Consider the following 9914-nt stretch of genomic DNA (forward strand, 5'->3'; position numbering starts at 1 on the left):
CGCGAGTAGTCGGCCAGACCCACGTGTCCCCAAGTGAGGGCAAATACCCTCACCCCAACCCTCTCCCGAGGGAGAGGGGGCATCTTCAATCGAAGAGGCCCTGGAGGTAGAAGCGGCCATCCCGTGCGTCGCGGAACACCCACGCCGGGCCCAGCCCCTCGAAGTGCACGCGGTAGTAGTCCCGGCTGTACGGCTTCGCGTCCCACCAGTCTCCACTCAGCCGCTCCGGGCCCACCAGCGCCGTCACCCGGCGCCGCCGTCCTCCGAGTCTCGCCGCCAACAGTTCTCCCGACGTCGTCATCTCCACGTCGATCGTGGTCGGCCTGCTCAGCACCCGAGAGGGCCTCTCCCGCAGCACCTCCGGTATCGGCTCCGCTTCCTCCACCGATTGGAGCAGCTCGCCCTCCAGTCCCCGGCTCATGGTCGGTGGTCGGAAGGCCCGCGCCGCATAGGCGTCCTCGGGACGGTGCGTGTCCTCCAGCGCCGCCATGAAGAGCGAGTCCTCGCCCAGCGCCGTCGCCAGTCGCGAGAGCACCACCTCCAGGGCCGCATCCCCCTCGGGCGCGTCTCCCAACGCGAGCTGCTGACCCCGGTCCTCGCAGTCTTCCTCCACCCGGAGGATCAACCCCGCCACGGGCCCCTCGAGCCGCACGTCCGACAGCCGGTGCCTCGTCAGGTCCAGCAGCATCTTCGACTGGGCCGTCGGCCTCGCGAGGGTGAGCGGCACCACGGCCTGTCCCGAAGGGTCCAGCTTCAGCGTGAGGTTCAGCCGCACCGCCGCGCGTCGCCGTCCCCCCAACCGCCCGCACAGCCGATCCAACACCGTCTTCAGGGCGAACTGGAGCGGCTCCATCGACTCGGCCGCCCATTCCAGCGTCAGCCGCTCCTCCAGTACCTCTTCCAGCACCTCGGCCATGAACGGCGTCTCATCCCCGCCCTTGCAGCGCGTGTGCGCCCGCATGCCCGCCGCGCCACCTCGCGCCGTCACCGCCCCCACGGGCAGCGCCGCCACCTCTCCCAGCGTCGTCAGCCCGAGCGCCGCGAACGCCTCCTGCTCCGGGCCCTCCAGCGCGCTCAGCGGAAGCGGAGCCAGCGCCGGTGCCCCTTCTCCCTCGGGCACCACGTCCATCCGCCGAGCCCCGTGCCGGGCCAGCGCCCGCGCGGTGAACTTCTCCGAGGCCACCACCACCCGCCCCCGCCAGCCATGCTCCGAGCACAGGGCCAGCACCTTCGCGCACAGCCCCTCCTCGCCGTTCGCCAGGTTCGCCGCCCCCGCGTCGAACCACAGCCCGTCCGGCTCGGACAGCTGGAAGCCCGGCGTCAGTGCCATCAGCATCTCGCCGAGGCCCACCAGCGCCCGCCGCTCCTCCTCTGGCCGGTAAGGGAAGTGCCGCAGCGAGGGCTCCAGCGCCGTCGACGCGGTGAGCGTCATCCCCGGCCGCACCCCCGCCTTCAGCGCGCTCGTGGACGCACACGCCACCCGCTGCTGGCCGCGCACCTCCTCCACCAGCACGAAGGGCTTGCCCGCCAGCTCCGGCAGCTCGATCACCTTGCGCTGCACCGGAAAGCGCGAGAAATGCAGATACCCCAACCTCATGTCCGTTCCCCTCCCCTCGCCTCAGTGCAGGGCCGCGTCCAGGCTCGAACGCAGCGACGGCATCGGCACGTCCCGCCCCGGACGCTGCCCCATGATTCCCCGGTGACCCTCGGGCGAGACCCGCTCCGGCTCCCGCAGCTCCGGCACCGTCACCGTCTCGCTCGGCAGCAGCTCCGCCCCCCAGGGCGTCTCCCACTCGCCCAGCTCCGGGTAGAGCGCCCCCCATGGCACCAGCGTCCGCGAGCCGATGCCTCCCTGCCGGCTGCGCACCACCTCCACCGACAGGCCCTCGTCGCCGCGCGCCTCGGTGCGCAGCCGCATCATCCCGTCCGCCGGGGCCTCGGGCGCAGTGAGCAGCAACAGCAGGCTCCCGCCGCGCGTCGCCGCTTCCATCAGCCGCTTGCCCTCCGCTGGCGACAGCCGCACCCCGCCCTCGCCCTTCCCCGCTCCCGCTGGCCCCCGCGTCAGATCCAACACCACGCACGCGAACGCCCCGCTCCGCACGAGCTGCACCGCCGACCACGCCAGCTGCTCCGCCGTCTTCGGCCGCACGATCAGCAGTCGGGACGGATCCACCCCCGCGGCCACCGCCGCCGGCGGGTAGAGCTCCCCCGGACCATCCACGTACGCGCACAGCCGGCCCTCCCGGTGCGCCGACGCCACCGTCCGGAGCGCCAGGCTCGTCCGTCCCGAGGCCGCCTCACCCCACAGCTCCACCACCTGTCCCAGCGGCAGTCCGCCCGCCGGCAGCAGCGCGTCGAAGGGCTCCACCCCCGTGCGCAGCGTCGCCAGGTACTTCCGCGGCGCCGCCTGCAACCGGCGGATCTGCTCTCTCAGTGCCTCGACCGTCACCGACAGCTTCTCAGCCGTCCCACTCATTACGTCCCCCGTCCGGCTCAGGACCTGAAACGGGGTTCAGTATGTCGATCGGTCTGACATGCGCCAGAAAATGTCGCTCGGTGATCAGTCGATTGGCACTTTTGGGCAGCTCGAGGCTGTGGGTGCTGAGGGGGGACGACATGCCCTCACCCTCAATCTTCACGCGGAGTTGCTTCCGCTCAATTCCTTCGGCGGCGCGCGGCCCAGACGGCCAGCAGCAGCGTCCCGGCCCAGAGCCCCGCGCTCCCAGGGGACAGCCCGCACCCGCAGCCCACCGCCAGTGTCAACGGCGACAGCTCGGGGGGAACAGGGCCTTCTCCCGGGCCTTCCCCTGGGCCTTCCCCAGGAACTTCCCCTGGGCCTTCCCCCGGACCCCCTGACGTGGCATTGACCTCGAACCGGTTGGGTGTGGAGGCGGAGCTGTGCACGCCGAGGAGCTCCGCGGCGGCACGCAGCTCGTGGGCGCCCGGAGAGAGTTCCACGGGGACGTCGTACGTGAAGCGCCCCTCTGCGTCCGGCGCGAGCCTCGCCAGGAGCATTCCATCGAGGAAGAGCAGGACGTGCTGGACACCTGGCTCGGCCTGTCCCTCGATGCGGGGCCTCGGCGCCAGTTGGGTGGCACCGTTCGCCGGCAGCGTCAGCACGGGCGTCGCGGGCATCCGAAGAGGACGGGAGACCACCTGTGTGGAACCGTTCGCCGTCCCGGAGTCGGGACCGGCCCCATGCGTGCCGCCGTCCGTCGCCGTCCGGCCGGGAGTCCCCGCGAGCGCCGAGTTCGAACACGCGATGGAGGCACCCTGGAGGAACACCACTCCCCCGCCACCTCCGCCGCCCGTTCCGAGCGGAAACCCCGTCTCGCTCACGTCTCCGCCGGCGCCACCCGAGGCTTCCACCGCACCGCATTCCAACTCCTGCGCGGCCCGAATGGAGATAGCCCCGCCCGCTCCTCCACCTCCCGCGGCGTCGTCGCCGGGCGTCGGTGGTGGGGTGGCACCCGCCGCGCGGAAGCGCCCCACTCCCCGCACCTCTCCAGCGCGGATGAGCATCAGCCCGCCTCCCGCCCCGCCTCCTGTTCCGAGATTGTTGTTGCCCTCCCCCGCTCCACCGCCGCCGCCAAAGACGAGGCGCTCGTGGGGCAGGTACAACAGCGAGGCCCCGCCCAGTCCTCCCACGTCCTGCTCGCCGTCGAGGGGCGCGGAGCGTCCCCCGAGTCCTCCCGGCCCGGCATGCCCGCCTCCCCCCCCTCCCGAGTTGTGGCAGACGCCACCGCCCCCACCGTTGGCCAGGTTGCCGCGCCCGGACGCCGTGCCGAAGCGACCGGCCACCAGGCCCTCTCCTTTGTAGGCGCCACCGCTGGCCACCGGCTCGTCCAGCCCCGTGCACCCGGTGAAGCTCGCGTGAGAGAGGAAGGCCCCGCCGCGAAAGCCCGCGCCCTCCACGGTGATGAGGCCGTCGTTGCGCAGGCGGCCCGTGACCATCACCGCGAGGATGCCGCCCACGCGCCCATCCCAGGGCGCGGCGCGCAGCGAGGCCCCCGAGCGCACCTCCAGCTCGATGTACTCGGGCACCCCCACCACCTGCGACAGGCCAGCCGTGTAGCCATGCAGCAGCGGCGCGGTGAGACGGAGCACCCCCGATGTCACCGAGGCCACCCGCGCGTACTCGAAGCGGCCCACCGGGCTCGCCCCGAGGTCGATGATGCTCCGTGCCCCGGAGGCTGGCGCGGGCGACAGGCCCGTGGACTGGTGGACGAGCACCAGCTCTCCGGCCGCGAAGGCCGTGGAGTCCGAGACCGTCAGGTCGCTCGTGCCCTGGGCGGCGTTGGCGGTGAGGCGCGCGTAGTGGTTGACGACGACGCCCGCGGTCTCGATGCGCAGGCGGTCGTTCCTACCCGTCCCCAGACCAAAGGTGTCCAGTTCGGCTCGGGCGCTAACGGAGACGAGCAGTCCGAGCAGCAGGAGGGAGATCCGCATGGCTGAATGCTACCCGACCTCAACACAGCGCGGCGTGAGAGTTGGGTCGGCGTAAGTCCTTCTCTTCCAGGGGAATGATGACGTTGCCCTGGCGTCCAGGAAGCGAAAATCTCAAGAAATGAGACGTCAGGGGATTATCCCGACTCTTTTCCCAGAGTTGCGTCCCTTGTGACTCCCTGTGCGCTCACTTGCGGCTTCGAGAGGCACCTCGGGGTGGAGGCGCTGGCTCGGGCGGAGGCACCTTGACGGCCGCCGCCTTCTGCCTCGCGTCGCGAGTCTGGTCGACGGCGATCTCCAGTGCCGTCAGGTTGGCGGGCTCACGGCTGCCCTCGTCCCGCTGGGCGTGCGGCGGAATGCTCGCACGCGCTCTGCCCGCCAGCGCGATGGTCAGGTCCCGCAGGGTGTTGGTGCGGAAGGGCTTCTGCCCCCCGGGGTGCTTCTGCCGGATCTTGTCCAGCTGGCTCAGCACCCTGGGCACGGGCATCGAGCCCGGTCTGTCCCTCACCGCCTCGAGGATGTCCGCGGCGAGGCGGCTCCCCTCGGAGTTGAAGCCGAACAGCGTGCCGTTGGCGCGAATGGCCGAGCGCAAGAGCACCCTCGCCGCCGAGGCATCGCCTTTCTGGCTCCGGGCCAGGACGGGACCGGTCAGGGCCTGGGCGGTGTACGTGCCGACATGCTCCAGGAAGAGATGTCCACCGAGCACGTAGCTGGCCGCGATGAAACCGTTGTCCACGAGCGGCCGGGTCAGCTGGGGCTGCCCCAGGGTGAGCGCCACCCGGGGCAGCGTGGACAAGAAGGTCTGCGAGCCCCTCTCCTGCGCCAGCAGCGCCCGGCGCAGCAGCCGTTGCCCGGGAGCGACGGCTCCCACCATGTCCAGCGAGGCAATCGAGATCAAGGCCTCGCCAATCAGGAGGGCCGAGGCGGGAGGTAGCGCCTTCCCCTGCTCGAGCACTCGAGAGCAGGCCGGTATCAGCGCTGTCTGGAGGGGGGCGACGGCCTCCAGCTCGCGAAGCACGCCCTCCTCGTCCTGTCCGCCAGAGTTGGGGCGGATGCGCAGGGTGCGCAGGTTCTTGAAGACGGGAATGCAGACCGCGCGCGCCTCGCGGATGAGCCCGTGGAGCACCGTGGCCAGCTGCTCGGCGGCCTTCACCTCACCGCGCCCCGCGAGGCTCACGATGAGCTGGACCGCCCAGCTTCCCCCTTCGGGGGCCTGCTTCAGCGCCGGCCCCAGCGCCTCGGCGATGGAGCCCGCCACGCCGGAGCGCCGATTGCCGAGGACCCCGGCCACGACAGCCTCCGCCATCGCGGGGAGACTCTCCAACTCCACGCTCCCGGCCGAGCGCAGCAGCGAGACCCAGATGAGGTGCCGCTGCTCGGGCGCCAGGCGCACCGCATCGCGCGCCAGCGTCTCGAGGCTGTCGCGCCCCGCTTCGAGCAGCGCCGCGCGGTACATGGGGCTCGCGGCCCGCCGGAGCGCCTGCTCGAGCCGCACGGCGCGCTCGGGGCCCGTCCCCGTGGAGGCGGCCAGTTGGGCCGCTTCCGCCGCCCCCGCCGAGGAGAGCAGCCTGGCGAAGGTCTCGGAGCTCCGCGTCCCCACCTGGTGGGCGGCACGGGAGACGAGCGCGGCCAGCGCCCGCCGCTCCTCGGTGGGGAGCTGCTCGACCCGGTCCGCCAGCGCGTCCATCTGGGGCCTGACCTGATCGGAGAGCAGGTGCTTGAACTCCCGGTCCCGAGTCACCCCGAACTGGGAGTTCAGTTGCCGGACGATATGAGAGGGAGGCTCTCCCTGGCGCTCCAGGTGCTGCAGGAACAGCGCCTCGCGCCGGGCCTGGTCGAAGGAGGTCTCCTCCTGCTCGGTTCCCAGCCAGGAAAGCGCGCGGTGGTGGTCGCGCTCCTTCTCGGCATAGTCGTCGTCGAGGACGAGGAGGCTGGCGGTCTCGACCTGCCCCGTGCTCCCGGCCGTCTTCTTGCGGACCTTGCGAAAGCGGAACAGGCGCGTGCGCTTCAGCGCCGCGAAGGCGTTGCCGAGGACGCTCGGCTCACCCGCTTCGGTCGAGCCGTGCTCGCCCTCCGGGGCCTGCCGCGCACCGTTGCCCTCCGCGGCCTGATCGGCCGAGCGCTTCTCGGCACGGCGCGGCGCGGCGTTGGGATTGGAGACGAAGCCCTTGACGAGTTGAGACGCCAGGCGCCCGGCCGACAAGAAGGCGGACCCGAACTGCTGGGCCACCTCCTGTGCCTGGACCGGGGCAGGCGAGGCCTCTGGCGCCGCCGCGGGCTCCGTCTTCGCCGGAGCGGTCGGGACCTGGCTTCGGGGGATGACAGGAGACCGTGGGGCGCCAATCTTCGCCATGGCTCTCCAGGCTACCAGCAAGATTCTCGCGTTCGGGACGAAACCTGGGTTTCTCAAACTCCGATAATGTGGGGACTGACATTTCCCCACCGGAGTCCACCATGGCCGTCTCCTTGAATACCCAGGCCCTGAAGATCCCACATCAGGCTGGTATCGAAGCGCCGAGGTCGTCTGGAAGCACGCCCCGTGCGTCCGCCCCCGCCGCCACTCGGGTGGTCCATGCGGACACCTTCGAGTCCGTGAGGTCGCCCCGCGCCGTGGGAGGCCCCCGCTCCTATACGGTGAAGCCGGGTGACACGCTGAGTGGAATCGCCGGACGATTCGGGACCAGCATCCAGGCCCTCGCCTCCGCGAACGGCATCCGGAATCCGGACTTCATCTCCGTGGGCCAGCAGTTGCGGCTCCCGAACGGGACGCCGACGCCGGGCCCGGTGTCCAGCCCTGATGGGGTCAGCCCCGGCGACAAGCTCGAGCGGAACGTGCGCACCGCGATGGACTACGCCCAGAGCATCGCCGGAGCGCCGTACGCCTGGTGGACGGACCAGAGCGGACCTCTGGGCGAAGGCGCGCCCGCCTGGGCCGCCAATGGTCCCGCGCCTCATCCGAGCCAGGTGCGCCAGAACGGCGTCTTCTGCGCCGGGGTCGCGAACCTGATGCTGCGCGCCGTCGGCAAGGGCGACGAGATTCCGCGCAACTGGCCCTACAACGGTGGGACCCGCGCCTACTACAACAAGTACGCCGATGTCGCCGAGCCGGTGAATCCCCACAAGCGCTACCCGGAGGGCACGCTCTTCATTCGCAACTATCGGGCGAACCCCGATGGAAGCACCGCCGACCAGGGGCACGTGGCCATCATGCAGGCCAATGGCAACGTGCTGCAGTCGCATCCTGGCGCCGGTGGGGTGAACGGCGTCAGCAACAACGTCTCCTTCGCCGACTCGAACTTCATGGGCAACGGCACCAACTACTACGAGCTCGCGGTGCTGCCGGAGAACTGGCTCGGCTAGAGGACCTCAGTTGGCGCAGAGCAGCTTGATCTCCACCTTCTTGTCCGTCGACCGCCGCGGGCACGAGGACTGGAAGTACAGGCGCGCCGACTGGCCCTCGGTGGACGGCTCGTAGGTCAGCCCACCTCCCGCCACGCTGCACGTCTGCACCGAGTCGTCCGCCCGCGTCACCAGCACCTGCGCCAGCAGCGGGTCCGGCAGGTTGGCCACCTCGATGCTCTGCGAGGTCGTCGCCAGGGTGGCGATGGACGCCAGCGTGTCACGGAAGCTCGCCCGACAGATGGAGTCCAGGTTCATCAGCCCCATGTCGAACCGCGAGGCCATTTCCCGCTGGCGGTAGCCCGGCCCGTAAGAGGTCGGGCAGTCCACGTTGCGGACGTACGTCCCCTGGGGGGTCGTGTCCAACACCAGCTCCGCCCGCTTGTCCGACAGCGCCACCGGGCCGATCGTCGCCCACAGCACCTCGCGCGGCCTCCCCGTCGCGTCCTCCAGGCCCCGGAAGAGGCGCACGTACTCCTGCACCGGAGTCAGTCGATCCGCCTGCTCACTGCAGAAGTCCCTCGACGAGTCCTCCGTGAGCGCCACGGGCGGCGGCCGCTCGGCGGAGCTGCAGTCCTCCTCGTCCGAGACCACCACCACCAGCAGCCGGGAGTCCTCCCGCAGGAAGCCGGCGTTGCCTCCCTCCGCGATGGGCGTCGTGGCCAGCGGTGGGGTCACCGCCAGTCGCACCGCCTCGAAGGGGGTCTCCTGGCCGCTGCCCTCCGTGCCCCGCCGCACCAGCCGCCGGAACCTGGCCAGCAGCTCCGGATCCCCCATGTCGAGGTAGCGCTCGGCCGTCGGACGACCCAGCGCGTCCGGCACCGGCTGCAGCCGCCCGGCCTGATCGTTATAAGGGATGAACCGAACGGTGTTGTTGAAGAGCACGTTCAGATACACCGACGTGGTGATGACGCCCACGCGGAAGTCCTGCTCCACTCCCCCCCCCTGGCGTAGCTCGTCCAGGAAGGCGGGCAGCTCGGTCGCGATGGCGTCCTGTTCCTCCGCCATGGAGCCCGAGTTGTCGATGACGAAGAGGATGTCCGTCTTCTGGGTCGAGACCCGTGGGGCCTCGGCCTGACAACGGCCCGGCAACGTGGAACCGGCCACCTCCACCGGAGAGGTGCACGCCGCTCCCCACAAGGCAAGGGACAATAGCGCGCTCGAACGGATGGAATGCATCACGGGGGTCTCCTGGGAACGCGACGCAGCCTAACGCGCGCCGCGCCGTGACAAAGGGGAAACGCCCACCATGCTCCACCCTCGAACAAGGTGCGAGCAACCGTCGTACACCCGACGCCGGACAGGAAAAACGAAGGTCGCGTTTGCCATGTCCGTTTTGGTTGCTACGTTGAACCAACTCTCACAGAACACAACCAAGCTGTTCAACCGACCCGGAAGTTGTCCGGCCGGCTGGAAACCGAGGCATCAACCCCATGTCCGACGAGAAGAAGAAGGGCGGCTCCGCATCTGCCATGCCGGCCGCCATGGCACCCCCGGGGATGATCAACAAGGAGGACATTCCCCAGGTCCTCCCGATCCTCCCCCTGCGCAACTCGGTCTTCTTCCCAGGCGGTGTGCTTCCGCTCGCGGTGGGACGCCAGAAGACGATCGCCCTCATCAAGGACGCCGTGCGTGACGACCAGGTCATCGGCGTCGTCACCCAGCGCCGGGCCGAGGAAGAGGACCCGGGCGCGGCCGATCTCTACACGATGGGCACCGTTGCCCGCATCGTGAAGCTGCTCAAGATGGGCGAGGACAACTACTCGCTCGTCGTCCAGGGTCTGGCGCGCTTCCGCGTCATGGACCTGGTCCAGGAGGCCCCCTACCTCAAGGCCCGCGTGGAGGCCGTGGAGGACAGGACCGCGGCGGAGAACGTCGAGGTCGAGGCCCTGGGCATCAACCTCAAGAAGCTGGCGCGCGAGGTCATCGAGCTGATGCCCGAGCTGCCGGCCGCCGCCACCGAGTTGGTGGAGTCCATCACCCACCCTGGCCACCTCGCGGACCTCATCGCCGCCAACGTGGACGTCCCCATCGAGGAGAAGCAGGCCGTCCTCGAGACCGTGGACCTC

Annotated in this window: 7 protein-coding genes; 2 read left to right on the forward strand and 5 right to left on the reverse strand. The window is 70.4% G+C overall.

Annotated elements, in window-relative coordinates; genetic code table 11:
• Window positions 1-85 precede the first annotated feature (85 nt).
• The 4 genes from VF794_RS04670 to VF794_RS04685 form a co-directional block, all read right to left on the reverse strand.
• Window positions 86-1597, reverse strand: coding sequence for a DNA polymerase Y family protein (locus VF794_RS04670; protein WP_331107968.1), 1512 nt, complete (start codon window positions 1595-1597; stop codon window positions 86-88).
• Between the two features lie 21 nt (window positions 1598-1618).
• A complete protein-coding gene (locus tag VF794_RS04675; RefSeq protein WP_331107969.1) occupies window positions 1619-2476 on the reverse strand; it encodes a recombinase RecA in 858 nt (285 codons plus the stop codon).
• A gap of 179 nt (window positions 2477-2655) precedes the next feature.
• Window positions 2656-4449: an adventurous gliding motility protein AgmC gene (agmC, locus tag VF794_RS04680; RefSeq protein ID WP_331107970.1), complete on the reverse strand. Its 1794-nt coding sequence runs from the start codon at window positions 4447-4449 to the stop codon at window positions 2656-2658.
• 184 nt (window positions 4450-4633) lie between these two features.
• Window positions 4634-6799, reverse strand: a complete 2166-nt coding sequence (locus VF794_RS04685) for a hypothetical protein (protein WP_331107971.1) — start codon at window positions 6797-6799, stop codon at window positions 4634-4636.
• A 101-nt stretch (window positions 6800-6900) separates the two neighbouring features.
• On the opposite strand from VF794_RS04685, the gene VF794_RS04690 reads away from it, so the two are divergent.
• On the forward strand, window positions 6901-7806 hold the full coding sequence (locus tag VF794_RS04690) for a LysM peptidoglycan-binding domain-containing protein (RefSeq protein ID WP_331107972.1): 906 nt from the start codon (window positions 6901-6903) through the stop codon (window positions 7804-7806).
• Between the two features lie 6 nt (window positions 7807-7812).
• Here VF794_RS04690 and VF794_RS04695 read toward each other — a convergent pair whose 3' ends face one another.
• Complete coding sequence (locus tag VF794_RS04695; RefSeq protein WP_331107974.1) at window positions 7813-9024, reverse strand: VWA domain-containing protein; 1212 nt, start codon at window positions 9022-9024, stop codon at window positions 7813-7815.
• A gap of 254 nt (window positions 9025-9278) precedes the next feature.
• Between VF794_RS04695 and VF794_RS04700 the strand changes: the two genes are divergently transcribed.
• A partial coding sequence (locus tag VF794_RS04700; protein WP_331107973.1) for an LON peptidase substrate-binding domain-containing protein occupies window positions 9279-9914 on the forward strand: 636 nt, incomplete at its 3' end.

Source organism: Archangium sp. (assembly GCF_036389735.1).
Lineage (GTDB): Bacteria > Myxococcota > Myxococcia > Myxococcales > Myxococcaceae > Archangium.

Coding starts and splice junctions, on each gene's coding strand:
- VF794_RS04670 (WP_331107968.1), bottom strand. CDS start 1,597: ATGAGGTTGGGGTATCTGCATTTCTCGCGCTTTCCGGTGCAGCGCAAG.
- VF794_RS04675 (WP_331107969.1), bottom strand. CDS start 2,476: ATGAGTGGGACGGCTGAGAAGCTGTCGGTGACGGTCGAGGCACTGAGA.
- agmC (WP_331107970.1), bottom strand. CDS start 4,449: ATGCGGATCTCCCTCCTGCTGCTCGGACTGCTCGTCTCCGTTAGCGCC.
- VF794_RS04685 (WP_331107971.1), bottom strand. CDS start 6,799: ATGGCGAAGATTGGCGCCCCACGGTCTCCTGTCATCCCCCGAAGCCAG.
- VF794_RS04690 (WP_331107972.1), top strand. CDS start 6,901: ATGGCCGTCTCCTTGAATACCCAGGCCCTGAAGATCCCACATCAGGCT.
- VF794_RS04695 (WP_331107974.1), bottom strand. CDS start 9,024: ATGCATTCCATCCGTTCGAGCGCGCTATTGTCCCTTGCCTTGTGGGGA.